This window comes from Serinibacter arcticus (assembly GCF_004786095.1).
Classification (GTDB): domain Bacteria; phylum Actinomycetota; class Actinomycetes; order Actinomycetales; family Beutenbergiaceae; genus Litorihabitans; species Litorihabitans arcticus.
The window spans coordinates 618,633-644,013 of the sequence record NZ_RHPJ01000002.1 but is presented as its reverse complement, the minus strand read 5'-3'; the positions used below and the strand labels follow the sequence as shown (position 1 = coordinate 644,013).

30 protein-coding genes, 1 tRNA gene and 1 riboswitch are annotated in these 25,381 nt (G+C 72.5%); of the genes, 20 read left to right on the top strand and 11 right to left on the bottom strand.

Translation table 11 applies throughout. The features are described from left to right. Positions 1 to 75 precede the first annotated feature (75 nt). The 6 genes from SERN_RS07600 to SERN_RS07580 all read left to right on the top strand — a co-directional run bounded on the left by SERN_RS07600 (position 76) and on the right by SERN_RS07580 (position 4,972). Positions 76 to 1,080 carry a LacI family DNA-binding transcriptional regulator gene (locus SERN_RS07600; RefSeq protein ID WP_135849497.1) on the top strand — a complete coding sequence of 335 codons (1,005 nt, stop codon included), beginning with the start codon at positions 76 to 78 and terminating at the stop codon, positions 1,078 to 1,080. A gap of 2 nt (positions 1,081 to 1,082) precedes the next feature. Further along, positions 1,083 to 2,522, top strand: coding sequence for an MFS transporter (locus SERN_RS07595; RefSeq protein ID WP_135849496.1), 1,440 nt, complete (start codon positions 1,083 to 1,085; stop codon positions 2,520 to 2,522). A 94-nt stretch (positions 2,523 to 2,616) separates the two neighbouring features. Then, complete coding sequence (locus tag SERN_RS15300) at positions 2,617 to 2,913, top strand: type II toxin-antitoxin system VapB family antitoxin (protein ID WP_158292609.1); 297 nt, start codon at positions 2,617 to 2,619, stop codon at positions 2,911 to 2,913. Positions 2,914 to 2,938: 25 nt separating this feature from the next. After that, entirely contained in the window at positions 2,939 to 3,562 is a 624-nt protein-coding gene (locus SERN_RS07590) for a LytR C-terminal domain-containing protein (RefSeq protein ID WP_158292608.1), read from the top strand. 11 nt (positions 3,563 to 3,573) lie between these two features. Further along, complete coding sequence (locus SERN_RS07585) at positions 3,574 to 4,062, top strand: DUF4190 domain-containing protein (RefSeq protein WP_135849494.1); 489 nt, start codon at positions 3,574 to 3,576, stop codon at positions 4,060 to 4,062. A 91-nt stretch (positions 4,063 to 4,153) separates the two neighbouring features. Continuing rightward, positions 4,154 to 4,972 carry an LppX_LprAFG lipoprotein gene (locus tag SERN_RS07580; RefSeq protein WP_135849493.1) on the top strand — a complete coding sequence of 273 codons (819 nt, stop codon included), beginning with the start codon at positions 4,154 to 4,156 and terminating at the stop codon, positions 4,970 to 4,972. Positions 4,973 to 5,093: 121 nt separating this feature from the next. Here SERN_RS07580 and SERN_RS15550 read toward each other — a convergent pair whose 3' ends face one another. Next, positions 5,094 to 5,267: a hypothetical protein gene (locus SERN_RS15550; RefSeq protein ID WP_199241539.1), complete on the bottom strand. Its 174-nt coding sequence runs from the start codon at positions 5,265 to 5,267 to the stop codon at positions 5,094 to 5,096. 86 nt (positions 5,268 to 5,353) lie between these two features. On the opposite strand from SERN_RS15550, the gene glsA reads away from it, so the two are divergent. The 3 genes from glsA to SERN_RS07565 all read left to right on the top strand — a co-directional run bounded on the left by glsA (position 5,354) and on the right by SERN_RS07565 (position 7,491). Further along, positions 5,354 to 6,304, top strand: coding sequence for a glutaminase A (glsA, locus tag SERN_RS07575; RefSeq protein ID WP_135849492.1), 951 nt, complete (start codon positions 5,354 to 5,356; stop codon positions 6,302 to 6,304). Positions 6,305 to 6,514: 210 nt separating this feature from the next. Next, on the top strand, positions 6,515 to 6,844 hold the full coding sequence (locus SERN_RS07570) for an Lsr2 dimerization domain-containing protein (RefSeq protein ID WP_233251534.1): 330 nt from the start codon (positions 6,515 to 6,517) through the stop codon (positions 6,842 to 6,844). A 68-nt stretch (positions 6,845 to 6,912) separates the two neighbouring features. Further along, a complete protein-coding gene (locus SERN_RS07565; RefSeq protein ID WP_135849490.1) occupies positions 6,913 to 7,491 on the top strand; it encodes a TetR/AcrR family transcriptional regulator in 579 nt (192 codons plus the stop codon). On the opposite strand, the gene SERN_RS07560 is transcribed toward SERN_RS07565, so the two are convergent. Both SERN_RS07560 and SERN_RS15295 read right to left on the bottom strand, forming a co-directional pair. Further along, positions 7,481 to 7,669 carry an Lsr2 dimerization domain-containing protein gene (locus SERN_RS07560; protein WP_135849489.1) on the bottom strand — a complete coding sequence of 63 codons (189 nt, stop codon included), beginning with the start codon at positions 7,667 to 7,669 and terminating at the stop codon, positions 7,481 to 7,483. The genes SERN_RS07565 and SERN_RS07560 overlap by 11 nt on opposite strands. A gap of 94 nt (positions 7,670 to 7,763) precedes the next feature. Continuing rightward, a complete protein-coding gene (locus SERN_RS15295) occupies positions 7,764 to 7,901 on the bottom strand; it encodes a hypothetical protein (RefSeq protein WP_158292607.1) in 138 nt (45 codons plus the stop codon). A 170-nt stretch (positions 7,902 to 8,071) separates the two neighbouring features. On the opposite strand from SERN_RS15295, the gene SERN_RS07555 reads away from it, so the two are divergent. After that, positions 8,072 to 8,395, top strand: coding sequence for a cytoplasmic protein (locus SERN_RS07555; protein WP_135849488.1), 324 nt, complete (start codon positions 8,072 to 8,074; stop codon positions 8,393 to 8,395). Between the two features lie 20 nt (positions 8,396 to 8,415). Here SERN_RS07555 and SERN_RS07550 read toward each other — a convergent pair. Further along, positions 8,416 to 8,502, bottom strand: a tRNA-Ser gene (locus SERN_RS07550). A 107-nt stretch (positions 8,503 to 8,609) separates the two neighbouring features. Here SERN_RS07550 and SERN_RS07545 point away from each other — a divergent pair. The 3 genes from SERN_RS07545 to SERN_RS07535 are packed head-to-tail and all read left to right on the top strand — an operon-like array spanning position 8,610 to position 10,470. Further along, entirely contained in the window at positions 8,610 to 9,584 is a 975-nt protein-coding gene (locus tag SERN_RS07545; protein WP_135849487.1) for an NAD-dependent protein deacetylase, read from the top strand. Positions 9,585 to 9,595: 11 nt separating this feature from the next. Continuing rightward, the gene (locus tag SERN_RS07540) at positions 9,596 to 10,093 is read left to right on the top strand and encodes a fluoride efflux transporter FluC (RefSeq protein WP_158292606.1); all 498 of its coding nucleotides are present in this window, start codon (positions 9,596 to 9,598) and stop codon (positions 10,091 to 10,093) included. Next, positions 10,090 to 10,470: a fluoride efflux transporter FluC gene (locus SERN_RS07535; RefSeq protein WP_135849485.1), complete on the top strand. Its 381-nt coding sequence runs from the start codon at positions 10,090 to 10,092 to the stop codon at positions 10,468 to 10,470. The genes SERN_RS07540 and SERN_RS07535 overlap by 4 nt, the downstream gene beginning before the upstream one ends. On the opposite strand, the gene tadA is transcribed toward SERN_RS07535, so the two are convergent. Then, positions 10,454 to 10,969 carry a tRNA adenosine(34) deaminase TadA gene (gene tadA / locus SERN_RS07530; RefSeq protein ID WP_233251533.1) on the bottom strand — a complete coding sequence of 172 codons (516 nt, stop codon included), beginning with the start codon at positions 10,967 to 10,969 and terminating at the stop codon, positions 10,454 to 10,456. The two genes, SERN_RS07535 and tadA, sit on opposite strands and share 17 nt — an antisense overlap. Before the next feature lie 2 nt (positions 10,970 to 10,971). After that, on the bottom strand, positions 10,972 to 11,886 hold the full coding sequence (locus tag SERN_RS07525) for a hypothetical protein (protein ID WP_135849484.1): 915 nt from the start codon (positions 11,884 to 11,886) through the stop codon (positions 10,972 to 10,974). Between the two features lie 111 nt (positions 11,887 to 11,997). Here SERN_RS07525 and SERN_RS07520 point away from each other — a divergent pair, with 111 nt between their 5' ends. From SERN_RS07520 to SERN_RS07510, 3 genes are read left to right on the top strand one after another with little or no spacing between them, the layout of a single operon-like run. After that, positions 11,998 to 12,471, top strand: a complete 474-nt coding sequence (locus SERN_RS07520) for an AAA family ATPase (protein ID WP_135849483.1) — start codon at positions 11,998 to 12,000, stop codon at positions 12,469 to 12,471. A 5-nt stretch (positions 12,472 to 12,476) separates the two neighbouring features. Beyond that, a complete protein-coding gene (gene upp, locus SERN_RS07515; RefSeq protein WP_135849482.1) occupies positions 12,477 to 13,112 on the top strand; it encodes a uracil phosphoribosyltransferase in 636 nt (211 codons plus the stop codon). Positions 13,113 to 13,155: 43 nt separating this feature from the next. Beyond that, positions 13,156 to 13,644: a pyridoxamine 5'-phosphate oxidase family protein gene (locus SERN_RS07510; RefSeq protein ID WP_135849481.1), complete on the top strand. Its 489-nt coding sequence runs from the start codon at positions 13,156 to 13,158 to the stop codon at positions 13,642 to 13,644. Between the two features lie 19 nt (positions 13,645 to 13,663). Here the strand turns inward: SERN_RS07510 and SERN_RS07505 are convergent, their stop codons facing one another. Beyond that, the gene (locus tag SERN_RS07505; RefSeq protein WP_135849480.1) at positions 13,664 to 14,026 is read right to left on the bottom strand and encodes a hypothetical protein; all 363 of its coding nucleotides are present in this window, start codon (positions 14,024 to 14,026) and stop codon (positions 13,664 to 13,666) included. A gap of 54 nt (positions 14,027 to 14,080) precedes the next feature. On the opposite strand from SERN_RS07505, the gene SERN_RS07500 reads away from it, so the two are divergent. Further along, the gene (locus SERN_RS07500) at positions 14,081 to 14,503 is read left to right on the top strand and encodes a YccF domain-containing protein (RefSeq protein WP_135849479.1); all 423 of its coding nucleotides are present in this window, start codon (positions 14,081 to 14,083) and stop codon (positions 14,501 to 14,503) included. Between the two features lie 47 nt (positions 14,504 to 14,550). Here the strand turns inward: SERN_RS07500 and SERN_RS07495 are convergent, their stop codons facing one another. Then, a complete protein-coding gene (locus SERN_RS07495; protein ID WP_135849478.1) occupies positions 14,551 to 16,095 on the bottom strand; it encodes an MFS transporter in 1,545 nt (514 codons plus the stop codon). Between the two features lie 205 nt (positions 16,096 to 16,300). Here SERN_RS07495 and SERN_RS07490 point away from each other — a divergent pair, with 205 nt between their 5' ends. From SERN_RS07490 to SERN_RS07480, 3 genes are all read left to right on the top strand, one after another. Beyond that, positions 16,301 to 18,361, top strand: a complete 2,061-nt coding sequence (locus SERN_RS07490; RefSeq protein ID WP_135849477.1) for a beta-galactosidase — start codon at positions 16,301 to 16,303, stop codon at positions 18,359 to 18,361. A gap of 43 nt (positions 18,362 to 18,404) precedes the next feature. Beyond that, complete coding sequence (locus SERN_RS07485) at positions 18,405 to 19,385, top strand: hypothetical protein (protein WP_135849476.1); 981 nt, start codon at positions 18,405 to 18,407, stop codon at positions 19,383 to 19,385. A gap of 83 nt (positions 19,386 to 19,468) precedes the next feature. After that, complete coding sequence (locus SERN_RS07480) at positions 19,469 to 21,277, top strand: HNH endonuclease signature motif containing protein (RefSeq protein ID WP_135849475.1); 1,809 nt, start codon at positions 19,469 to 19,471, stop codon at positions 21,275 to 21,277. Between the two features lie 99 nt (positions 21,278 to 21,376). Here the strand turns inward: SERN_RS07480 and SERN_RS07475 are convergent, their stop codons facing one another. The 3 genes from SERN_RS07475 to SERN_RS15775 form a co-directional block, all read right to left on the bottom strand. Next, positions 21,377 to 22,603, bottom strand: coding sequence for an O-succinylhomoserine sulfhydrylase (locus SERN_RS07475; protein ID WP_233251532.1), 1,227 nt, complete (start codon positions 22,601 to 22,603; stop codon positions 21,377 to 21,379). Beyond that, positions 22,600 to 23,028 carry a rhodanese-like domain-containing protein gene (locus tag SERN_RS07470; protein WP_135849473.1) on the bottom strand — a complete coding sequence of 143 codons (429 nt, stop codon included), beginning with the start codon at positions 23,026 to 23,028 and terminating at the stop codon, positions 22,600 to 22,602. The genes SERN_RS07475 and SERN_RS07470 overlap by 4 nt, the downstream gene beginning before the upstream one ends. Positions 23,029 to 23,085: 57 nt before the next feature. Continuing rightward, positions 23,086 to 23,177: riboswitch (SAM riboswitch) on the bottom strand. Between the two features lie 125 nt (positions 23,178 to 23,302). Next, positions 23,303 to 25,375 (bottom strand): hypothetical protein, encoded by a 2,073-nt coding sequence (locus SERN_RS15775; RefSeq protein ID WP_233251531.1) that lies wholly within the window; start codon positions 25,373 to 25,375, stop codon positions 23,303 to 23,305. Between the last annotated feature and the right edge of the window lie 6 nt (positions 25,376 to 25,381).

Sequence of the window (25,381 nt, the reverse complement as noted above, 5' to 3'; positions counted from 1 at the left end):
CCCACGCGGGTCCCGCCGGTACGATTCCCGTGGTCGCGGCACCTCGACCGTCCGCGGTCAGTGATCGGAGTCGACGTGACGCACCAGGCACCCACCCTGGACGAGGTGGCGCGCGAGGCCGGTGTCTCACGCTCCACGGCGAGTCGCGCCATCAACGGCGGCGATCGGGTCTCGCCCGCGTCGCAGGCCGCCGTCGAGGCCGCCATCGCCCACCTCGGCTTCACCCCCAACCGAGCCGCCCGCGCGCTCGCGACGTCCCAGACCGGGTCGATCGCGCTCGTCATCCCCGAACCGGACGACCTGTTCGTCTCCGACCCGTTCCTCCTCGGCGTCGTGCGCGGGGTCAGCGGCGCGCTCGCCGGCACGCAGACGCAGCTCGTGCTCCTCATCAACCACGCCGGGCAGCCGGTCGGGCAGATGGCCCGCTACCTCCGTGCCGGACACGTGGACGGCGCGATCATCACGTCCCCGCACCGGGGCGACGGCCTCGAGGACGCCCTGCGCGGCTCGCGCAGCGTGGTGTTCATCGGGCGCCCGTTCAGGTCGGAGGGGATCAGCTACGTCGACGTCGACAACGTCGAGGGCGGCCGCCTCGCCGCCCAGACGCTGCTCGACGCCGGACGCCGCCGGCTCGGCACGGTCACCGGTCCGACCGACATGACCGCGGCCATCGACCGCCTCGACGGGTTCACCCGCGCGCTGGCCGACGCCGGGCTCCCGGCCGACGCCGTCGACGACGGCGGCTTCACCGCGGCCGGCGGCGAGGCCGCGGCCCATCGCCTGCTCGACCGCCACCCGGACCTCGACGGTCTCGTGGTGGCCTCCGACGTGATGGCGGTCGGGGTCAGGCACGCGCTGGAGGACCGCGGGCTGCGCGTGCCGGAGGACGTCGCGATCGTCGGGTTCGACAACCTCGGCGCCGCCGCCGCGATGACCCCCCGCCTGACCACGGTCCACAACCCCCTGGTGGAGATGGTCGACGCCGCCGCGCGGATCCTGATCGGCCGGCTCGACGGCGGTGGCACCCCCGGGGAGAACCTCGTCCTCCCGCCCCACCTCGTGCCCGGAAGCACGGTCTGACGATGCAGCAGCAGGTCCCCGCCGACCGCGGGCAGCGCCGCACCTCACCCTTCAGGTACGGGGTCGGCATGTTCGGCACCTCGATCCCGATCAACCTGATCAAGGGCTCGATGCTCTACTTCTACGTCGAGCTCCTCGGGATGGACGCGACGGTGTTCGCCGGCGTCTACGCGATCTACGGGATCCTCGACGCGATCGACAACCCCGTCTTCGGCTACCTCTCCGACCGCACCCGATCCCGCTGGGGGCGGCGCAAGCCGTACCTGGTCGTCGGGTCGCTCGTGCTCCTCGGGGCGATGATCGCGCTGTTCAGCGTGCCGGGCTCGGTCGCTGCGTCCGCGACGTCGCTCGTGATCTGGTTCGCGGTCTTCGCGATCCTCAGCGAGATGGCCGACTCGCTCATCAACGCCAACTACGGCGCGCTCCTGCCGGAGCTGTTCCCGGCCGAGCGCGTCCGGGCCTCCGCCAACGGCATCCGCCAGGGCGCGCAGCTGGTCGCGATGATCCTGGCGCTCGGGCTGACCCCGGTGCTGGCGCAGAACGTGCTGGGCTGCCCGGTCGACGCCGTCGGCTGCACGGACCCGACCGTCGGCTACTCCCGCCTGGCGGTCATCTTCGGCGTCATCGGCGTCGGCGTCATCCTGTACATGGCGTTCGGCATCAGGGAGAACCCGGCGATCGCGGACGAGAAGCGCCCGCCGTTCTTCGCCTCGATCCGCCAGATCGTGACGAACCGCTACTTCTGGACGATCGGCGTCGTCAACGCCTGCTACGGCTCGGCGATCGCCATCGTGCTGAACGGGCTGCAGTTCTACGTCCGCTACGTGCTGGGCGGCGGTGGGCTGGAGGCGACGATCCTGCAGGTCGCCGTCGTCGTCGGCGCGATCGGGATGCTCGCGCTGTGGGCGCGGGCCGTGCGCCGGTACGGCGCGGAGCGGGTCTGGAAGACGGCGTTGCCCATCGCGGCGCTCGCGTTCGTGCCGATCTACTTCGCCGACTCCCTGCTGACGGCCGTGCTCGCCGGCCTGTGCATCGCCGTCGGCTACTCGGGCGTGCTCGCGACGAACGACCTCATCATGGCGCGCGTCCTCGACGACGACGCCCGTCGTCACGGCATCCACCGCGAGGGCATCTTCCTCTCGGCCTTCGGCGTGCTCGGCCGGCTGAACGGCCTCATCGTGGCCGGAGCGCTCGCGTCGCTCACGCTGTTCTTCGGGTTCCGCAACGGCGCCGACCCCGGCGACGACCCGGCGACCGCGTTCCGCGTCTACCTGTCCGTCTACCCGACGATCCTGCTCGCGATCGGGACCGTGGTCTCACGTTTCGTGCACGTGCCGGGGTGGAACGGCTCCGACGACGACTCCGGCGACGGCGTGTCCGAGCACGGCGGGTCACCGCGCGCCGAGCGCGTGGAGACGTTCCGCGGCGACCTCGGCGACTGACGTCGACCGCGGCGGCCCGCACCTTCGCGAAACCTCCACGCGAGCCACCTCAGCCACCCCACCCGCGCGGCGGGTCGGTCGGTAGGGTTCACGAGTGATCTTCAAGGCCGTCGGCGAGAGCAAGCCCTACCCCGACCACGGCCTCGTCAGCACGCGTGACTGGGCGCACCTCCCGCCCCGCCAGCTCCGGCTGGACCAGCTCACCACCGTCCGGACGCAGCTCGACCTGCGCGTCCTCCTGGCCGAGGACTCGACCTTCTACGGCGACCTGTTCGCGCACGTGGTCGCGTGGCGGGGCGAGCTCTACCTGGAGGACGGGTTGCAGCGGGCGCTGCGCTCCGCGCTGCAGCAGCGCACCACCATCCACGCACGCGTCCTGGAGCTCGGCTGATGCCCGCCTCGACTACGGTGGGATCGTGACCACCACGCCCTCCCAGGACGTCGCGCGCGGCAAGACGCTGCGCCGTCGTCACCTGCTGCAGCGGCAGACCATCGTGTTCGGCACCCTCGCGGTCATCCTGATCGCGACGGGTCTGGCCGGGCTCGGAGTCTTCCTGGGCATCCTCCCCAGCCCGTTCGACCGCGACTTCACGGACCTGCGGGCGCAGGAGGAGGCGGCGCAGTTCACCCCGTGCCCCGCGGCCGGCGCCCTCCCCGTGACCTACGACCAGATCACCGCGAACGTCTACAACGGCACCACGCGATCCGGCCTCGCCGGAAGCGTCAGCCAGGCGATCTCCGGTGTCGGCGTCGTGATCGGGACGACGGCGAACTACGCCGCGGGCACCTACCCCGGCACCGCGCTCATCGTGACGGGGGGCGACGGCGTCACGCAGGCCTACACGCTCGCGGCCCTGTTCCCGAGCACCGAGATCCTGTTCGATCCCGCCCGCACCGACGCGACCATCGACCTGGTCCTCGGCGAGGGGTACGAGAACATGAACGACCCGGCGGTCGCCACGCTCGACCCCGCGGCCCCGATCGTGGGGCTCGAGGGTTGCGCCCTGCCGCCCGAGACCTCCGACACCGACGCAGCCTGAGCGAGGACACCGTGACGAACCCCTACGGCTCCGAGGACGGTCAGTCCTCCGGTCAGCAGCCCCCCTACGGCGCGCCGGGCTACGGCCAGCCCGCCGCGCCGTCGTACGGCTCCTCGTCGGGTTACGGCGGCGTGCAGGACGCGGCGCACGGCGCCCCGCCCGCCCCGCCCTACGGTGCGCCGTCGCCCTACGCGGCCTCGCCCTACGCCACGACGCCGTACGCCTCCGGTGGGTACGGTGGCCAGCCGCAGCAGAACCAGATGGCGCTCATCGCGCTCGTCTGCTCGCTCGCCGGCCTGGTCACGGGACTGTCCGTGTTCGCCGGGATCGTGTGCGGCCACATCGCCCTGTCCCAGCTGCGCCAGAACCCGCAGCAGACGGGTCGGGGCATGGCCGTCGCCGCGCTGTGGGTCGGGTACGGCCTGCTGGCGCTGGGGATCGCCGCCGTCGTCGCCTACATCGCCATCTTCGCCGCCGTGGTCAGCAGCAGCTCGTACTGAGCCGACGCCGCCCGAGCCGCGGCAGCGGGATGGGCACCTCTCCCCACCCGTCGGTGCCGCGCCGGCGCCGCGGGTTCGGTACGTTCGAGGCATGAGAACCTCACGCACCCTGTTGACGATCGCCGCCGCCTCTGCCCTCTCCCTCGGACTCGCCGCCTGCGGCGGCTCCGGTGACGAGGAGAGCTCGCCCACCGGCTCCGCCACCACCGAGGAGTCGGCGTCGCCGTCGGCCACCGAGTCGCCCTCGGAGTCCGAGAGCGCGTCCGAGGACGCCACCGCCGACAGCGGCGACGCGACCGCCCAGTTCCTGGACGCCTACGCCCAGGGTCTCGAGAACCTGACGACCGCCACCATCGCCGTGACGTCGTCCATCGGCGGCATGGAGACCGTCTCCGACGGCGTCGTGGACTACACCACCACCCCGCCGTCCTCGCAGATGGCCCTGAACCTGGGCGGCCAGTCCGTCGAGATGGTCATGGTCGACGGGGCCATCTACATGAACATGGGCGAGATGACCGGCGGCATGTGGACGCAGATGGACGAGGCGACGGCCGAGGCCAGCGGTGCGAACGCCGACCCCCTGGCGCAGATGCGGATGTTCCAGGACGCCATCACGGGCGCCGAGCTCGTCGGCCAGGAGGACGTCAACGGCGCCCAGGCCGACCACTGGAAGCTCACGGTCGACTCCGCCGCCATCGCGGGTGACGCGGCCGGTGCCGCCGCCCTTCCCGACATCATCGCCTACGACGTGTGGCTCGACGGCGAGGGTCGTTTCGTGAAGTCGCTCGTCGCGATGGAGGTCGCGGGCCAGTCCACGAGCACCGAGACGATCATGTCCGGCTTCGGCGAGCCGGTGACGATCACCGCTCCCCCGGCCGACCAGATCACCGAGATGCCCAGCGTCGGCTGATCGCCCCGCCGCCTCCGCGGCACAGCACGAACCGCAGCAGCCCACGAGGGGCGGTCCCGTCAGGGACCGCCCCTCGCGGCGTCTCGCAGTGTGTGGGACGAGGCGTGGGACGGGCGCGGGGTCAGCGGTCGCAGCTGCAGACGGCGTTCGACTCCACGACCCGCTCGCCCTCCTCCGGCCTCGCCCAGGCCTCGGCCTCCTCGCGCGTCGCGAACCACCGCGGGGCCAGGCGGCCGTTGGCCATCATGACGCTGATCTCGATCTGCTCGCGCGGATCCGTCCAGGTGGTGCTCATGGCGTCCTCCTTCTCCTCACCCTGGTCAACACCGCGCTCCCGGGACCTGTTCCGGCCCGACGGCGCACGCCTGGCACAGTGGGCGGATGAGTCGCCCCCAGGACCCCCGCACCTACGACCTCGACGCTCTGCGCGATCGGGTCCTCCCCGAGCGTGACGGTCAGGTCAGCACGAGCATCCCGCAGCTCGCCGACGCCGATCCCGACCTGTGCGCGGTCGCCGTCGCCCTCCCGGACGGCACCGTCCGCTCCTCGGCGCAGGGGGACGTCGCCGTCAGCGTCCAGTCGGCGGTCAAGCCGTTCCTGTTCGCGCTCGCGCTCCTGGACACGGACGGCGAGGCGATCGAGCGCATCGGCATCGAGCCGACGGGCGAGGCGTTCGACGCCATCAAGCTGGAGAGCGGCACGGGCCGCCCGCCGAACCCCATGGTCAACGCCGGCGCGCTGCTGACGGCGGCCCTCGTGGAGGGCGACGGCGTGGACGAGCGCTCCGAGCGCATCCTGCGCGGGCTGTCCGCGTTCGCCGGCACCGACCTCGTGGTCGACGACGACGTCGCCACCAGCGAGCACCTGCTCGGCGACCGCAACCACGCCCTCGCCCACCTGATGCGCGCCGAGGGGACGCTGGCGGTGGGGGCGGACGACGCCGTCGCCGTCTACGCGCGGGCTTGCGCGGTCATGGTGGACGCGCGGTCCCTGGCCGTCATGGGCGCCACGCTGGCCGGCGGCGGGGTCAACCCGGTCACGGGCGTGCGGGTCGTCCCGGCGACCGTCGCGCGCGACGTCGTCTCGGTGATGGCCACGTGCGGCGTCTACGACGGATCGGGCCGGTGGATGCGGCGCGTGGGGGTGGCGGCGAAGTCGAGCGTCTCGGGCGGCGTGGTGCTGTCGGCGCGTGGCGGCCTGGGTGCGGCGGTCCTGAGTCCCCCGCTGGACGCCCAGGGGACCAGCGTGCGCGGGCGCATCGCCTCCGAGATCCTCGCGGACGACCTCGGGCTGCACGTCTTCGGCGGCTGGGACGGCCGCACCGCGACGTGAGGGCGGCGTAGGATCTGTTGAGACGTCTCGGTGCGTGCCCCCGCACCGGACGAGAGCACGACGAGTGCCGAACGAGAACGACGGACGACATCGTTCTCCCCCGCCCCCGGCCGTTCCGACATCGAGCGCCCGCATCCGGACACCATGCGTCTGCGACCGGCCACGCCGTCGCAAGCAGCGCGCTCGAGCACGTGCTCGCGGGAGACCGACGTGGTTGACAGGACGACCGTCGTGAAGGTCGACGACCTCGACCCCTCGATCGACGTCGACGTGCGCACGGTCACCTTCGCCTACGAGGGCACGGAGTACGAGATCGACCTCGGGCGCAGCAATCGCGAGGCCCTGGCGGAGATCCTCGCGGACTACGTCGACGCCGGCCGACCGACGCGCGGACCCGCAGCCACGACCCGCCGCGCCCGGGCCCGCGCCGAGGCGGCGGAGATACGCGCGTGGGCGGCCGCCCACGGCATCGAGCTGAGCGACCGCGGTCGCCTCCCCGCCCGGGTGCGCGCCCGGTACGAGAGTGAGCGCGCACACTGAACGCAGAGGCGGCGTCGGCGTCGGCATCGGGACGGGACCTCCCGGGAGCCTTGACTACACTGCCCTCGATGCCCAGACCACCCAGCGACCGCCCGGTCCGGATAGCCGACGCCGCCCTCGAGCTGATCGCGACCTCCGGCCTGCACGCCGTCACCCACCGCGCCATCGACTCTCACCTCGGCTACCCGCAGGGGACGACGTCGTACTACGCGCGGACCCGCGCCGAGCTGCTCACGCGTGCCACCGAGCTCCTGGCGGAGCGCTTCGACGCGAAGATCGACGTGACCGCGCTGGACGACGTGCGCACGGACGACGAGGCGATCGCCGTGATCGTCGGCATGATGCGCCGGCTCCAGGACGCGGAGTCGGACCAGATCGCGCACTACGTGCTGCTGATCGAGCTGCGGAAAGACCCGGAGCTCGCCGCTCTCCTCGGCGCGGCCTCGCCGGCCCGCCGGGCGATGCACCGGATGACGGCCCAGCTCATCGAGCGTTGCGGCTACACCGACGCCGAGGAGCACGCCTCCGGGCTGCTCGCGCTCCTGAGCGGCCTGATGCTCGCACGCCTCACGGGCAACCAGCAGGTGCCGGTCGAGAGCGCCGTCGCCACGTTCTGGGGCGGGATGCGCCGACCCGTCAGACCGTGACGCGCCCTGCAGCGATGTAGCGCCGCAGCACAGCGTCGAGCGCGTGCTGCTGCGCCGCGTCCAGCTCGACCTCGAACTGCTGGCCGCGATATCCGAAGCAGACGGTGTCGGTGCCGTCGTCGCCCTCGTCGTCGGGAGCCACGTCGTCGCTGTCGGGAGCCATTGTTCGCCGGGTCATACCGCCTCCTGAATGATCGGCGCCGAACTTGGTGGGAACACGTTAGCACTACGTTAGTAGGGCGTCTGCCGCCGTTGTCGGTCGTCCGACACCGTCAGCCGCGACGCCCGAAAACCATCCCCGCGACGATCACGGTGGCCATCGAGACCAGCCCCGCGACGGGAGCGGTGGCCGCCAGATCGGCGTCGCGCGACACGAACGACACGACGGGGTTCGAGAGGATGGCGGGCACGTCTCGGGGTTCGGAGCCGATGCACGTCCGGATGGGGCCGGCCGCTCGAGGGTGACGGTGCCGCGAGCCGCCGGAGGCGACGGGGCCACGGCGTCCCTCCCGGTGCGGTGGTCGCTCCATCGTCTCTCGCGCACCTTCCCACCGCACCGGCCCAGGCGTACGGTCGGCCCATGGTCACCGACGACCCCGTCATCACCAACCCCGACCACTACCGGACTCTGTGGGAGAACGAGCACGTCCGGGTGCTCGGGTACACCGACGTCCCCGGCGACGCCACGACGCCGCACGACCACCCGAACTCGGTCATGGTCACGCTCAGCGCCTTCGGCCGACGTCTCTCCGCGGGCGATCGCGTCTTCGACACGCAGCTGCCGTCCGTGGTCGCCGGCCTCTGCGCGTCCGGGGCGCGACGTCGGACCGACGGACGAGCGACACCCCCCGCGCGGAACCCCTTCGGGCTCCCCGCGAGGGGTGTCGTCACTCCGGGGCTCTGAGACGTGTCAGAACCCGTACGCGGTAGCGGTGGGATTTGAACCCACGGTGGACTTTCACCCACACACGCTTTCGAGGCGTGCTCCTTAGGCCGCTCGGACACGCTACCTGGCCGAGCGAGTCTACCCACGAGCCCGCCGACTTCCCAAAACGACCCCGTGCCACCGCCCGACGCCGCGGAATTCCGGCCATGGGCACGGCGTTGCACCAGAGGCGATGACGACTCCCTCCCCTCTCCCCTCGGTCCCGGCGGCACCAGCGCCCGCTGCTCCCCCGTCGACCCCGTCGACCCCGTCGGTCACGCCGGCGCCGCGCACGCTGCACTCCACGTGGGCGCCGAGCTACGCCGACCGCCGACCGCCCGCGACCGAGGCCGACCTCGACGCCGCCGCCGAGATCCTGCGTGGACACCGCGTCGTCGCGCTCACCGGCGCGGGGATCTCGACCGACTCGGGCATCCCGGACTACCGCGGGCCCGATGCCGCTCCCCGGTCGCCGATGACGTACCAGCAGTTCGTGGGCGACCCGGGCTTCCGTCGTCACTACTGGGCCCGCAACCACGTGGGTTGGCACCACGTGAACGAGACGACGCCGAACGCCGGCCACCGCGCGCTGGCCGCCCTCGAGCACGCCGGCGTCGTGACCGGTGTCATCACGCAGAACGTCGACCGCCTCCACACCCTGGCCGGGTCCCGCGCGGTCATCGACCTGCACGGCCACTACAACGAGGTCGTCTGCCTGTCCTGCGGGCACGTCATCTCGCGGGCCGCGCTCGACGAGCGGCTGCTCGCGCTCAACCCGGGCTTCCTGGAGGAGATGACCGAGCTCGGCGACGTCGAGATCGCGCCGGACGCCGATGCGGTCATCGAGCAGACCAACCACTTCCGCACCGCGTCCTGCGAACGCTGCGGCGGCATCCTGAAGCCGCACATCGTCTACTTCGGCGAGAACGTCCCCAAGGAGCGGGTCGCGCGCGCGTACGCGGCGGTCGACGACGCCGACGCGCTGCTGGCCGCCGGGACCTCGCTCGCGGTGCAGTCCGGTCTGCGCCTGGTCAAGCGCGCCGCGCGCGACGGCAAGCCCGTGGTCATCGTGAACCGGGGTGTCACACGGGGCGACGAGCTCGCGACCCTGCGCCTGAACGCCGGCACGTCGCAGGCGCTCGAGCACCTCGCCGCCCGACTCCCGTGAGCCGCGCTCCCGTGACGCGCCCGTTCGCCACCACGGCGGCGGCCTTCGGCCTCGTGGGCGTGGGCGCCGCCGTCGGCACGTTCGTGCGTCACGCCGCCGGGCTGGCGACCCCGGTCGTCGACGGCCCGCTGCAGCCCCAGCTGCTCGTCACGCTGGCGATCAACCTGCTCGGCTCGTTCCTGCTGGGCGTGCTCGTCGGGCGGCTGACGCTGCTGGCCGACACCGGTCGGATGAGCGCGGCCCGCGCCGCACGCCTGCGACTGCTGCTCGGCACCGGCGTGCTCGGCGGCTTCACCACGTACTCGGCGTTCGCGCTCGAGGCCGTCACGACGGCGCAGGGCGGCTCCGCGACCGACGCGCTCGTCGGCGTCGCGTACGTCGCTCTCAGCGTCGCCGCCGGCGTCACGCTCGCGTGGGCGGGGCTCCGCGCGGGGCGTCGGGGCGACCGCACGCCCGACGTCGGCGGGGACGACGGCGAGGGTGCGGCGACCGGACGGGACCGGACGTGATCGTGCTCGTCGCCCTTGGCGGCGCGATCGGCGCGATGGCGCGCTACGCCGTCGACCTGCTGCTCGGAGCGCGCTGGTCCGCACGCCGCGGACGCGGCCGTCGCGGTGTCGCGCTCGCGGTCATCAACATCACGGGGTCGCTGCTGATCGGCCTGGTCGCCGGGCTGGCACTGCGCGGACTCGTGTCCGACGAGCTGCGCACCGTGCTCGCGACCGGGGTCCTCGGCGGGTACACGACCTTCTCGGCGGCGAGCCTCGACGTCGTCGAGCAGGCCGAGCGCGAGGGACGCGCAGCCGCCCTGCGCCGCGCGATCGCGGTGCCCGCCGCCGCCGTGATCGCGTGCGCCGTCGGACTCTGGCTCAGCTCTCCGCGCTGACCGAGGACGGGCCGGCCTCGGGGGTGGCGGGGCGCGGCCGCCGTCGCGCCCGGAAGAACGCCCGCAGCTCGTCACCGCACTCGGCCTCGCGCACCCCACCGATCACCTCGACGGCATGGTTGAGGCGGGGGTCGCGCACGACGTCGGTCACCGATCCGGCGGCCCCGGCCTTCGGGTCGAACGCCCCGAAGACCAGCAGCGGCAGTCGGGCGAGCACCATGGCGCCGGCGCACATCGTGCAGGGCTCGAGCGTGACCGCCAGCGTGCAGCCCTCGAGCCGCCACTGACCCAGCGCCGCCGCGGCCTCGCGGATCGCGAGCACCTCCGCGTGGGCGGTCGGATCGCCGTCGGCCTCGCGGCGGTTGCGGCCCCGGCCGATGACGGCACCGGAAGAGTCCAGCACGACGGCGCCGACCGGGACGTCCTGCGTCTCCAGGGCCGCCCGCGCCTCGACGAGGGCCAGGCCGATCAGCGCGGCGGGGTCCACGGACGGTCCCACGCTCAGGCGTCGACCTGCCAGCGGGCCTCGATCTCGGCCCGCCACTGCCGCCAGCCCCGGAAGTTGCCCGTCCCCGGCTCGTCCGGCGTCGCCACGTGCTCGAACGGCGACATGTGCGGTGCAGTGCCCGGGCTGGGCTCGATCAGCCGGACGCTCAGGGCGAGGTCGGCCTCGAGCGAGGGACCGGCGCCGACGACCCGGTCGCCGGTCGCGGTGAAGTAGGAGACGCGGGCGCACCGGGCGGCCGCGACGGCGCGGGCGTCCTCGGCCGAGATCAGCTCGCGCTCGGCGTCGGTGACGAACGGGGTGTGCCAGCCGCCCTCGGCCACCTCGCGCGGGGTCGAGGCGGTCAGCGCGTCACGCATGGCGAGCGCGCCGTCGTAGATCGGAAGATAGGCCAGCGGCTGACCCTGCTCGTCCGTGGCGAGGCGCTGCTCGAAGAAGTTCTCCCACGTCGTGCTCGACACGACGATCGTGTGCATCAGGTACGGCTCGAGGATGCGGTTCACGTCCTGCTTGTGCAGCCCGAGCGCGATACCGGCCCGCGCGCTGTCGAGGGCCTGGTTGGCCGAGGCCAGCCACCACTGCAGCACCTCTCCCCAGCGTGGCGAGGTCACGTCGACGAACTCGTGCGCGTTCATGCCCGGCTTGTGCAGCGAGAAGGCCCGCGGCACGTACGGCGTGGTGGAGACGTAGTCGATCATCCGCTGGATCGGCACGGCGCGGGAGGAGGAGGAGTTGCGCGAGAAGACGCGGTGCGTGTTCAGCTCGGCCAGCGCGGAGCGCGGCACCGTCACGACCATCGTGGTCAGGCGGGCGCCGGCGGGAGAGACGGAGTCGGCCACGACCTCGGCCGTGATGGCCGACGGCGCGACATCCGTCGGGGTGATGTCTGACGGGGTGGGCGCGGCGACCAACGTGATCTCCCTGCGTTCGGCTGGATCGTTCTCAGCAGTGACGGGTCCGCCCGATCCTACGGCCAGGCCGGGAGGCTGCGGCGGGCTCGTCCCAACCGGCAGGATGTCCCCGTGACCGTGACTCTCATGTGCGGCCCGTCCGGTTCGGGAAAGACCACCTGGGCGGCCGATCTCGAGGGTGCCGGCGCGGTCCGGCTGTCCTTCGACGTCGAGCTGTGGCGGCGCGGCTCGCGGCCGTTGACGGCGACGCCGGAGCTGATGCAGGAGGTCGACGCCGAGCTCCGCACGAGGCTGGTCTACCTCGTGCGCGCGGGCCGCGACGTCGTCCTCGACCTGACGTTCTCCACGCGCGCGATGCGGCAGGAGTGGCGCGCGCTGGTGCTGCCGCTCGGTGTCGTGCCCGAGACGGTGCACCTGGACGTGCCGCACGACGAGCTGCGACGGCGGCTGACCGCGCGCTCCGACACCGCCGCCGACGACGTCGCGCTCACGCCGGAGCAGATCGAGCGCCACCTCGCGGAGTTCGAACCACCGACGGCCGAGGAGGGTCCGCTGCGGGTGGTCAGGGTCGATCCACTAGCCTGAACGTCATGCGCGTCCACGTGGCCAACCACCCCCTCGTCGCCCACAAGCTCACGGTGCTCCGGGAGACCACCACGCCGTCGCCGACCTTCCGGCAGCTCACCGAGGAGCTCGTGACGCTCCTGGCCTACGAGGCCACACGGGAGATCGCGGTCGAGGAGGTCGAGATCACGACGCCGGTGGCCACCGCGATCGGCACGCACCTCGCGAGCCCGAACGCCCTCGTGGTCCCGATCCTGCGCGCCGGCCTCGGCATGCTCGAGGGCATGACCCGGCTGCTCCCGACGGCCGAGGTCGGCTTCCTGGGGCTGCAGCGCAACGAGGAGACCTTCGAGGCGGTCACCTACGCCAACCGGCTCCCGGACGACCTCTCGGGCCGCCAGTGCTACGTGCTCGACCCGATGCTCGCCACGGGCGGCACGCTCGTCGCGGCCATCGAGTACCTGTTCGAGCGCGGCGCACGCCACGTCACCTGCATCACGCTGCTCTGCGCCCCCGAGGGCCTCAAGGCCGTCGAGGACGCGATCGGCGACCGCGCCGACGTCACCATCGTCACGGCGTCGATCGACGAGCGCCTGAACGAGAAGGGCTACATCGTGCCCGGGCTCGGCGACGCGGGCGACCGGCTGTACGGCGTCGTCTGACGAAACCCTGGCCAAGCCAGGGACGGCGTGCCTTCAATGGAGCATGAGCACACACGAGAACGCTGACGCCCGCCGCACCGTCAAGGAGATCGCCGAGGACGTCGACATCACGATGGTCACCACGCACGCGCCCGACGGGTCGCTGCGCTCCCGCCCCCTGTCGCTGCAGGAGGCCACCGACGAGGGCGACCTCTGGTACGTCGCCTCGGGCGACGCCGACATCGTCTCCGAGCTCGAGGCCGACCCCCGGGTCAACGCCTCGTTCTCCGGCAAGGGCTCCTGGCTCTCGGTGACCGGGGCCGCCACGGTCTCGCGCGAGCGCGCCGACCTCGAGCGCGTCTGGACGCCGTCGGCCGAGGCGTGGTTCCCGGAGGGCATCGACACCCCCGGGGTCGTCGCGATCTCGATCACGGGCGAGAGCGCCGAGTTCTGGGACTCCCCCGGCAAGGTCGCCACGCTGCTGCAGCTCGCCACCGCGCGCCTGCGCCACCAGGAGCCGCACCCCGGCACGAACGAGACCGTCGAGCTGTAGGTCTCGCTCTCCCGCGGCGCTACCGCCGCTCGACCCCGGCGCTCGTCCGGCCCCTCGCGGGCCGGACGAGCGCCGTCGTCGTCCCGGCCAGCAGCAGGCTCACGATGACGACGGCGAGCCACGGTCCGAGCGGATCGGTCAGCACGTGGGCCGCGACGAAGCAGACGGCACCGACCAGGAGCACCAGCACGATGCGCCACCACGCCGTGCGCCGACGCTCGCGCAGCACGCACCACACGGCTCCGGCGACGACGACGGCGGCGGCGCCCGCCCAGCGCAGCCCCGTCACCTGGGCGGCGGTGAAGCCGAGCAGGAGCGAGCCGCCCGCGATCGCGGCGGTGACGAGCGTGGGACGGTCGAGGGTGAGGCGGTCGAGGGCCATCCCGCCAACGTACCCGGGGCCCTCCCGGCGCCGCCCACGCGCGAGGATGGAGCCATGCGCGGTCTTCTCCGGTTCGTCCTCAACGTCATCTGGCTGGTTCTCGCCGGCCTCCCCCTCGCCCTGGCGTACGCCGTGGCAGGGGTGATCTGCTGCATCCTCGTCATCACGATCCCGTGGGGGATCGCCTCGTTCCGGATCGCGAACTACGTGCTCTGGCCCTTCGGCCGCACCGTGGTGGACCGCCCGACGGCGGGGGCAGCCTCGGCCGTCGGGAACGTGATCTGGATCCTGGTGGCCGGGATCTGGCTCGTGATCGGGCACGTGGCCAGCGCCGTCGCGCTCGCCGTGACGATCGTGGGGATCCCGCTCGCGATCGCCGAGCTCAAGATCATCCCCGTGACCCTGACTCCGCTGGGCAAGCAGATCGTGCCGAGCGAGCGGATGTTCGCGTCCTACGGGAGCGCCGTCCAGCTCTGAGGCCGGCGCACCCGCAGGACGCGGTCGGACGCGGTCGGACGAGCGACTCAGCCCACGTGGGCGACGACGGGCTCGTCCGAGCCCGGCAGCAGCTGCTCCTTCGACCCGCGCACCAGCACGGCTGCCACGACGGAGGCGAGCACCATGCCGACGGCGGCGGCCACGAACACCGCGGAGTAGCCGTTGACCAGCGCGACGAGGCCGTCGGCCTCGGACGCCACGGGGGTGCCGCGCACCGCCGTCGCGTAGAACGACGTGAACAGCGCGAGGCCGATCGAGCCGCCGATCTGCATGGCGGCGTTGACGGTCGCGCTGGCGGCACCGGCGTCGTGCGGCGCGACGCCGACGAGCGCGAGGTTCTGCATCGTGACGAACAGCAGCGCCATCCCGACCCCGAGCACGATCAGGCCGGGCAGCACCTGGACGGCGTAGCTCCCGTCCGCCGTGATGCGGCTCAGCCAGACGAGCGCGAGCGCACCGACCAGCGGGCCGGTGATCAGGAGCGGGCGAGGCCCCACGCGGGGCAGCAGAACCTTGGTCGCGAACGGCACCGTGACCATGATCGTGGCGGTCATCGGCAGCGACGCGAGTCCGGCCTCGAGCGGTCCGAAGCCGAGCACGATCTGCAGGTGCAGCGTGAGGTAGAGCATCGCGCCGATCATCACGGTGCCGACGAGCGCCTGGATGAGGAAGACCCCGCCCCGCACGCGATCGGTCACGATGCGCAGGGGCAGCAGCGGCTGCGCGACGCGCGACTCGATCCGCACGAACAGCACCAGCAGCACCACGCCGGCGACGAGGAAGGCCCACGTCGGCACGGAGGCCCACCCCTCCTCGGCGAGCGTGAAGCCGTAGACCAGCGCGCCGAGACCGGCCACGACGGTGACGGCGCCGAGCACGTCGTAGCGGTTCTCGCCGTCGGCGCGGCTCTCGGTCATCAGCCGGGCCCCGGCGACCAGGGCCACGACGGCGACGGGCACGTTCACCCACAGGCACCAGCGCCAGTCGGCGAACTCGGTCAGCACGCCGCCGAGCAGGAGGCCCACCGCGGCGCCGACGCCCGCGACGGTGCCGAAGATCGCGAACGCGGTGTTGCGCTCGCGGCCGCTCGGGAACGTGACGGTCAGCAGCGCGAGCGCGGCCGGGGCCATCAGCGCGGCGAACACGCCCTGGAGACCGCGGGCCGCGATGAGGACCTCGGCGGAGCCGGCGAAACCGCCCAGCGCCGAGGCGACGCCGAAGCCGACCATCCCGAGCAGGAACGTCCGCTTGCGGCCCCAGTAGTCGGCGATGCGCCCGCCGAGCAGCAGGAGCGCGCCGAACGCGAGCGCGTACGCGGTCACGACCCACTGCCGCTGCACGTCGCTCAGCCCGAGCTCGGTCTGCGCCTGCGGGAGTGCGATGTTGACGATGGTTCCGTCCAGGACGATCACCAGCTGCGTCAGGGCCAGGATGATCAGGACCCACCAGCGGCGGGAGGACGCGACCTCGCCGGGGGCGGGGGCGGGGGCGGGGGCCGGCACCGCGTCGGGGGCGGGGGCATGGGTCGAGGAAAGAGGGGCGGCGGGGCCGTCGGGGCGCGCGGTGGTCATGGGTGTGCCTTCGTGAAGGTGAGGTCCCAGGGGTTTCCAGCCCGGATCGCCGGTGCCGCGCTTCGCGGACCCTCGGCGACCTCCCCGACGACGCGTCGGACAAGTGGCTCGAGTCTAGGGCCGCGGGGTCGGCGAGGGTGGTGCAGCGGGCTCGGAACAAGCCTGCGATCGACGCGTGGTGACGTCACCATCTATGCTCGTGCCTATGAGCACCGCCGCTGACGTGAGTCCCGCCACCCGCCCGACCACGACGCCGTCGGCCCCGCACTGGCCCCTCGGGCTCGACGCCCTCGGCTACGGCGGTGACTACAACCCCGAGCAGTGGCCCGACGAGATCCGCCTCGAGGACATCGCCCTGATGCGCGAGGCCGGGGTCAACCTCATCAGCCTCGCGATCTTCTCCTGGGCCCGCATCGAGCCGACCGAGGGCACGTTCGACTGGGAGTGGCTCGACGTCACGATGGACCGCCTGCACGAGGCAGGCATCCGCGTCGACCTCGCGACGGCGACCGCCAGCCCGCCGCCGTGGCTCACGCACCGGTACCCCGAGATCCTCCCCGTGACGTTCGACGGCACGGTGCTGGCGCCCGGCTCACGCCAGCACTACCGGATCTCCTCCCCGATCTTCCGGCGCTACGCCGTCGCCATGACGCGCCGCATCGCGGAGCGCTACGCCGACCACCCGGGCCTCGCGATGTGGCACATCGACAACGAGATCGGCTGCCACGCGCCGCACGAGTTCTCCGACGACGGCGCCGCCGCCTTCCGCACCTGGCTCGAGGCGCGCTACGGCACGATCGCGGCGCTCAACGACGCCTGGGGCACGGCGTTCTGGTCGCAGCTGTACAGCTCGTTCGACGAGATCCAGCCGCCGCGTGCCGCGACCGCGCAGATCAACCCGACGCAGCAGCTCGACTTCGCGCGGTACTCCTCCGACGAGCTGCTGTCCTACTACCGCGACCTGCGCGCGGTGCTCGCCGAGGTCACACCCGGCATCCCGTGCACGACCAACTTCATGGTCATGCGCGGCCCCAACCCGATGGACTACTACTCCTGGGCGCCGGAGATGGACATCGTCTCCAACGACCACTACCTGTGGGGGTCCGACCCCCACCCCGAGCGCGAGATCGCGTTCTCGGCGGACATGGTGCGCTCGATGTCCGGCGGTGCGCCGTGGATCCTCATGGAGCACTCCACCTCTGCGGTGAACTGGCAGCCCGTCAACCGCTCGCGTGCACCGCACGAGTCGCTGCGCAACTCCCTCAGCCACCTCGCGCACGGCGCCGACGCGCTGCTGTTCTTCCAGTGGCGCGCGTCCCGGGCGGGTGCCGAGAAGTACCACTCCGCGATGTACCCGCACGCGGGCCGCGACTCCGACGTCTGGCGCACCACCGTGGCGCTCGGTGACGTGCTGCGGCGCGTGGGCGAGATCCGCGGGTCGCGCGTTCGCGCCAGGGCAGCCGTGCTGTACGACTACGCCTCGCGCTGGGCGACCGTGACGGGGTCGCAGCCGAACCAGGGGCTCGACGTGCGCCAGCTCGCCGTCGACGTCCACGCGGGCCTCGCACGGCGCGGCGTCGAGACCGACGTCGTGGAGCCGTCGGCCGACCTGTCCGGCTACGACCTGATCGTCGTCCCGGCGCTCTACCTGATCAGCGACGCCGACGCCGCCGCGGTCGTCGCGGCGGCCGAGCGCGGGGCGACCGTGCTGGTGACGTTCTACTCCGGCATCGTGGACGAGCACGACCACGTCCGGCTCGGCGGCTACCCGGGCGCGTTCCGCGACCTGCTCGGCGTGCACTCCGAGGAGTTCTGGGCGCTGCAGCCCGGCCAGACCCTGGCGCTCGACGACGGTTCGCTCGCCCACACCTGGGCCGAGAAGCTGCGGGCGCTGGCGGGAACCGACGTCGTGCGCACGATCGCGGGCGGCGACCTCGACGGCGTCCCCGCCCTCACGCGGCGCGAGGTCGGCGACGGCGGCTCCGCCTGGTACCTGCCGGTGCTGCCCGACGCCGACGGCCTGCAGCAGGTCCTCGACGCCGTGGTGGCGCGCTCCGGCGTCGCCCCGGTCGTGGCCGACCTGCCCGACGGCGTCGAGGTGACCCGCCGGCACGCCGACGACGGCCGCACCTGGCTGTTCGCTCTCAACCACACGCGAGAGGCGGCCACGCTGGCGGTGACCGGGCACGACCTGGTCGGTGAGATCGACGTCGACGGCTCGCTCGAGCTCGCGCCCGGCGCCTGCGCGGTGGTGCGCGAGCGCTGAGGCGCCCGGGCGGTACGTCGGAGGCCGGTGACAGACTGGCCGCATGACCGACCGCGTCCACGCCGGGGCGACCACGCAGACCTCTGCTCCGTGGCCCCGGCGCGACGGCGCCGAGGCGCCGGAGCCAGCGCTCGACACCTACCGCGCGCTGCGCGTCGGCCTCGTCGCCGCCGGGCTGCTGCTGCTGGTCGCCGTGGGAATCGAGATCGCGCGGGTGGGCGTCATCCCCGGGTCGATCAGCGCCACGTTCTACTCCCCCGTCCGGAACGTGCTGGTCGGATCGCTGATCGCCGTCGGGCTCGCACTGCTGGCCATCAAGGGGCGCCCGGGGTGGGAGAACGGGCTGCTGGACCTGGCCGGGATGCTCGTGCCGCTGGTCGGCCTGGTCCCGACCCCGGTCGTCCTGGCGACGGTGGCCGGCAGCGACGAGCTGCCCTACCGGTGCCCCGACGTCGAGGTGTCGTGCGTGCCGGAGCAGGTGGCTCCCGACGTCGGCAACAACGTCGCCGCCTACCTCCTCGTCGGGCTCGCCGCCCTGCTGTTCGTCGGTCTCCGCGCCCTCCGCGCGCGTGTCCGACGACGGCCGTGGCCGGCCGCGTCGGAGCGCGCCGTCGTCGTCGCCCTCGCGCTGTGGGTGGCGACGGGAGCGTGGTTCGCGCTCGGACGCGCCAGCTTCCTCGGGTACGCGCACTACGCGAGCGCGATCGCGTTCTTCGCGCTGCTGGTGGCGGTGGTGTGGATCAACGCGCGGCACACCTCTCCCCCGCCGCGGCCCCGGCGCATGACGCAGCGCGGGTACCGCCGGTGCTACGTCGCCGTGGGCGTGGCGATGGGGGCAGCGGTCGCGGCCGGTGCGGTCGTGTGGCTGGTCGCGCCGGAGGACCACGCCTTCCCACTCGTGTTCTGGATCGAGGTCGTCCTGCTCCTGCTGTACACGGTGTTCTGGGTGCTCCAGACGGTCGAGCACTGGGAGGACGGGATCGCGCCGGAGGCCGTGCGGCCGGAGGCGCTGCCGGGAGCATGACCGCTCTGTGGACGACGGATGCCGTGTCCACAGATGTCACTCGAACCCTTCTCCTACCATGTCCACGCTGGTAAGGTGAACACATGTTCGAACGTGATGCGGCCGCGTGGGACCTCGGGGTGGAGGTCGAGGATCCCGCACTGGTGCGCAGGCGGCTCGGACTCGTCGACGCCGAGGGCGGTGGAGTGTCTGACGCGCTCCTGCGGTGCCTGCTGCAGCTCTCGGAGTACGCACGCCTGCGGTCCCTCGACGACCACGAGCTCGTCGAGACGGTTGCGGCGCTGGCTGCCGTCCAAGGATGGGCCGCAGCGGCCCAACGGGACGCAGCCGCGGCTCTGGACGCCCGGCAGAGCCGGCTCGGTCCGCGCTCGCGCCGTCCGGGCAGCGTCGAGGTCACGGGTTCGGCGGCCGACTCCCTCGCGATGCGGCTCGGCATCTCGCGGCGGCGCGCGAGCCGCCTGGTCGGTGAGGGGCAGCTCTACCAGGACGTGCTGCACCCCGTCGGGACGGCGCTGGCCGAGGGCCGGATCGACGCGGGCAAGGCCACCGTGTTCGCCGATCTGCTCGTGGAGCAGCCGCCCGAGGTGTGCTTCGCCGTGTGCGAGCAGGTCCTGCCCGACGCCCCGGGTCTCGCGCACCAGGCACTGCGCGCGAGGGTCCAGGCCGTCATCGTGCAGGTCGACCCGCGTCAGGCGAGCGAGCGAGCGGAGGCCGCTGCGCGGACGAGGCGCCTGGAGCCGGTTCGACTGCTGCCCGACGGCCTGGCCTCGTTGAGGCTGGTCGCGCCGCTGATGGACGTGGTGACGGTGCACTCGATGGCCGAGGCCGCAGCGCGTGCGGCCCGAGCATCCGGGGACGCTCGCACGCTCGACCAGCTCCGCGCCGACGCCGTCGTATCGGTGGCGGCCGGGGCGCTCGTCGCCGGTCGCATCGACGTCGGGGGTGACGCGCCGGCACGGCGCACCGAGGTCACGGCACCGAGTCCGGTACCGAAGCCGCCGACGGTCGTCGCCGGGTCTCCTGCGACGGTGTCGCCGCTGACGGTGGTCCGGCGAGAGATGAACGACCTGCTCCGCCGACGTCGTCGGGGACCACGCTCGTCCGTCGCACCACCCGGCGGCCCGTCGCTGGCGCGAACGGTGCTCGACCCGACAGCCGGCCCGCCACCACGGTTTGCCCCGTTCTCCGGCACCACCGCCCGGCTCACGCTCGCGATCCGCCCCGACGACGTCCCGACCGACGACGATCAGCCGTGCGCCGCCGACGTCTACGCGTGGGAGTTCTCCGCCTCGGTGCTGCGCGACGGGTTCGAGAACCCCTACGCAGCGTTCGAACCCCCGGACCGGTGCCGCCTCGGCGTCGACGTGCCCGCCCTCCTCGGATTCGGCCCCCTCGCCCCTGGGACGGCCCGCGTGCTCGCCGCCGCTCCGCCGCCGTACCTGAGCGTGGTCGTCGGGGAGGTCGAGCGAGCCACCGAGCGCGGATCACGATCAGCTCCGGGAGCAGCGGGGACGGCGAACGCGGGACCGTCTCACGCCCACCCGGCGGGTGCGCACCGGGAACGCATCAGCGGGTACGTTCCCGGTGCGCGACTGGCTCGCGAGGTGCGCCGGGCGCACCCGACGTGCGTGGCGCCGTCGTGCAGCGTGCCCGCATCGGCGTGCGACCTCGACCACGTCGTCCCCTGGCCGGCCGGACCGACGAGCGCCGACAACCTCCGCCCGCTCTGCCGTCACCACCACCTGATCAAGACCCACCTCGACCACGACCTGTGGCTCGCGCCCGACGGGACGGCGGTGTGGCGCACCCCGGAGGGGCACGTGTACCGCCGTCCGGTCGGTGGTGAGAGCCGGCTCGACCAGCAGGTGCACGTCCGCTCGGGAGCCGCCTGACGCGGGTCGAGCAGATGCCATGACCCGCCCCGCGTCAGGTCGATGAGACAGGAGCGGGTGGCGGAGGCCGTGCAGGTCCGCGCGGGACGGGCGACAGAGTCAGAAGCCCGCGCCGAAGCCCCGTCGGAGATCGTCGAGCAGGTCGAGCGGATCCTCGAGCCCGATGGACAACCGGATGGTCGTCTCCGAGATCCCCACCCGCTGACGCCCCTCGTAGCCGGTCTTCATGTGGGTCGTGGTCGCCGGGTGGGTGACCAGGGACTTGGCGTCGCCGAGGTTGTTGGAGATGTCGATGACCTGGAGCGCGTCGAGGAACGCGAACGACCGGTGCTTGCCGCCCTCGGGGTCCGCGGGCCCGTCGAGCGTGAACGCGACGACCGTGCCACCGGCGGTCTGCTGGGACTTCGCGAGCTCGTGCTGGGGGTGCGACGGCAGGTACGGGTAGCGCACCTGCGTCACCTGCGGCTGGTCCTCGAGCCATTGCGCGATGCGCAAGGCCGTCTCGCACTGGCGGCCGACGCGCAGATCCATCGTCTCGAGGCTCTTCAGCAGGGTCCATGCGTTGAACGGACTCATCGACGGACCCGTGTTGCGGATGAACGTCTGCAGCGGACCCGTCACGTAGTCGCGCGGCCCGAGCACCGCCCCGCCCATCACACGCCCCTGGCCGTCGATGTGCTTCGTCGCGGAGTAGACGACCACATCGGCACCGAGCTCGAGCGGGCGCTGGAGCACCGGCGTCGCGAACACGTTGTCGACGATCACGACGGCGCCCGCGGCGTGAGCCAGGCGGCTCACCTCGGGCACATCCACGATGTCCTGCATGGGATTCGAAGGCGTCTCGAAGAAGACCACGTCCGCCGGGGTCGCCAGCGCTGCGGCCCACTGGGCGTTGTCGTGCGCGTCGACGTAGACCGTCTCGATGCCCCAGCCGGTGAACAGCTCGTCGAGCACCAGCAGGGTGGAGCCGAACATCGCTCGGCCGGCGACGATCCGCGACCCCTGCTGCACGAGGCACGCCATGGAGGCGAAGACGGCGGCCATGCCGGTCGCCGTCGCGAAGCACGCCTCGGCGCCCTCGATCAGCCGGAGCCGTTCCTCGAAGGCCGAGGTGGTCGGGTTGGAGTAGCGCGTGTAGGTGAACCGGTCGAGCTCGCCGAGGAAGGCGGCCTCGGCGTCGGCCGCACGGGGGTAGGAGTAGCCCTGCGTGAGGAAGATCGGCTCGGCGATCTCCATGAACCCGGTGCGCTCGTGCCCGCCGCGGACGGCGAGCGTCGCGGGCCGCAGCCCCTCGGGCAGGGACGAACGGGGCTGCGGATCGGTCACCGCTCCCCCTCGTACGCCGTGACGGGCAGTCCCTGCGCGGCCCATCCGGGTCCGGCGTGGCCCTCGACGCCCTCGAGCACGTTGTAGGCGGGACCGAAGCCCGCCGAGGTGGCGAGCTGTGCCGCGGCGATCGAGCGGCCGCCGGACTTGCAGACGAAGACCACCGTGCGGCCGTCACCGGGGGCGAGCCCGGCTTCGGTCAACGCGGTCAGGAAGTCGGGGTTGGGTCCGAGGAAGCCCTGGAGCGGGTCCAGCACGACGTCGCGGTTGAGCGAGGTCAGGTCGGGTACGCCGGTGTGCTGCCACTCCTGGGGGGTGCGGACGTCGACCAGGACAGCCTCGGCGTCGCCCTCCAGCACCTCCCACGCCTGATCGGCGGTCAGATCTCCGGCATAGCCGTGGACGTCGTCGACCGGGGTCGTCATCGCGGGTCACCGCCGAACGGGCAACAGTCGGACAGGGTGGAACCAGTCATGCTCACTCCTCCATCGGGCCTGGCGGTAGCACCCGCACCCGAGGAGGGGGGTTGCTGCAGCGTCGTCGAGCCAGGTCTCTCAGCTGCTCTGGATGGTCCTGGCGATCGTAGCGAACGACGACCGCGTGGCCCACACCCGTCCGCATGGCGACGCCCCACCCAGGCAGCACGACGTCTCCCGGGACGGGATCCGTCGCGGGAGACGTCGTGCTGTGGTTCAGGTGTCAGGCGGTCCGACGGGAGAGTCGGACGGCCGCGATGCCCAGGAGCAGCATCAGCACGGCGAGGGCGCCCGCGAACGGGCTGGCGCCGGTGCTGGCGAGCGTGCTGTCCTGAGCGACCTGCTGGGTGGACGCCTGGTCGACGGAACCGCCGGCCGGGGTGATGACGCGACCGTCGTCACCGATGAAGCCGCCCGTGCTCGTGGTCGGCGTCGTGGTGTCGACCGGGGTGACCGGGGTGACCGGGGTGGTCGGGTCCGTCGGGTCGACGGGGTTCGTCGGGTCCGTCGGGTCGAGCGGGTCGGTCGGGTCCGTCGGGTCGACCGGGTCGGTCGGGTCCGTCGGGTCGACCGGGTCGGTCGGGTCCGTCGGGTCGACCGGGTCGGTCGGGTCCGTCGGGTCGACCGGGTCGACCGGGTCGGTCGGGTCCGTCGGGTCCGTCGGGTCGGTCGGCACGATGACGGTGGTCGTGGTGCAGCTGACCGAGGTGTCGCCGATCAGACCGAGACCGATGCAGCCGACGTCGACCGGGACGGTGATCGGCAGGTCGAGGCCGATGTCACCGATCAGGCCGGTGGAGCCACCGCCGGGGTTGGTGCCGCCGGTGCCGGCAGCCGGCACCGTGGTGGAGGAGCTGCAGGTGACGGAGGTGTCACCGATCAGACCGAGACCGATGCAGCTGACGTCGATGGGCACGGTGATCGGAGCCGTCACGTCGACGTCACCGATCAGACCCTCGTCCGAGCCACCAGTGACGGGGTTCGTGCCGGTGCCCGTGCCGGGAGCCGGAACTGTCGTGGAGGAGTTGCAGGTGACCGAGGCGTCGCCGATCAGACCGAGACCGATGCAACCCACGTTGACCGGAACGGAGATCGGCAGGTCGAGCCCGATGTCACCGATCAGGTCGGTGGAGCCGACGCCGGGGTTGGCGCCTCCGGTGCCGGTACCGGCGCCGGGAGTCGACCCCGTGGTGGTGGAGCTGCAGGTGACGGAGGTGTCACCGATCAGACCGAGACCGATGCAGCTGACGTCGACGGGAACGGTGATCGGAGCCGTCACGTCGACGTCACCGATCAGACCCTCGTCCGAGCCACCGGCGCCCTGGCCGCCACCGTTGTTGCCGGCAGCCGGCGCCGGAGCCGGGGTGGTCCCGGTCGTGGTCTCCTCCGAGACCACCGTGGTGTCACCGATCAGACCCACCCCGATGTTGGAGACATCCACCGGGATCGTCACGGGCGCCTCGATCGAGACGTCACCGATCAGACCCTCGTCCGAGCCACCGTTGTTACCGGCAGCCGGAGCCGGTGCGGGAGCCGGGGCGGTCCCCGTCGTGGTCTCCTCCGAGACCACCGTGGTGTCACCGATCAGACCCACCCCGAGGTTGGAGACATCCACCGGGATCGTCACGGGCGCCTCGATCGAGACGTCACCGATCAGACCCTCGTCCGAGCCACCATTGCTGCCTGCAGCCGGCGCCGGAGCCGGGGTGGTCGCCGTCGTGGCCTCCTCCGAAACGACCGTGGTGTCACCGATCAGACCCACCCCGATGGTGGACACATCCACCGGGATCGTCACCGGAGCCGTCACATCGACGTCCCCGACCAGACCCTCGTCCGAGCTGTGCTGCTCCGGAGCGGGCGCCGCCGGCTGGGCCGGTGCGGGCGCCGGCGTCGTCGTGGTCTCCTCGGAGACCACCGTGGTGTCACCCATCAGACCGACACCGATGGTGGACACATCCACCGGAATCGTCACGGGCGCCTCGATCGAGACGTCACCGACCAGGTTCTCGGTCGTGCCCGAACCCTGCGGCTCGACGACCGGGCGCCCGACCTCGGACCCTCCTGTGTGCTGCACCTGCGGTACGGCGGGCGCCGGCGGTTGAGCCTGCCCCGCGACCGTCGCGTCTCCCACGAGGCCGGCGGCGACGTCACTGACCTCGATCGGGACGTCGACCGGCAGGTCGATCCCGACCTGTCCGAGCAGACCGTCCGAGGCGAATGCCGCCCCGGTTCCTGCGGCCACGAGGCCGCCTGTCACGAGCACTGTCTGGAGCGCTCGACGCATGATGACGTGCATGACAAC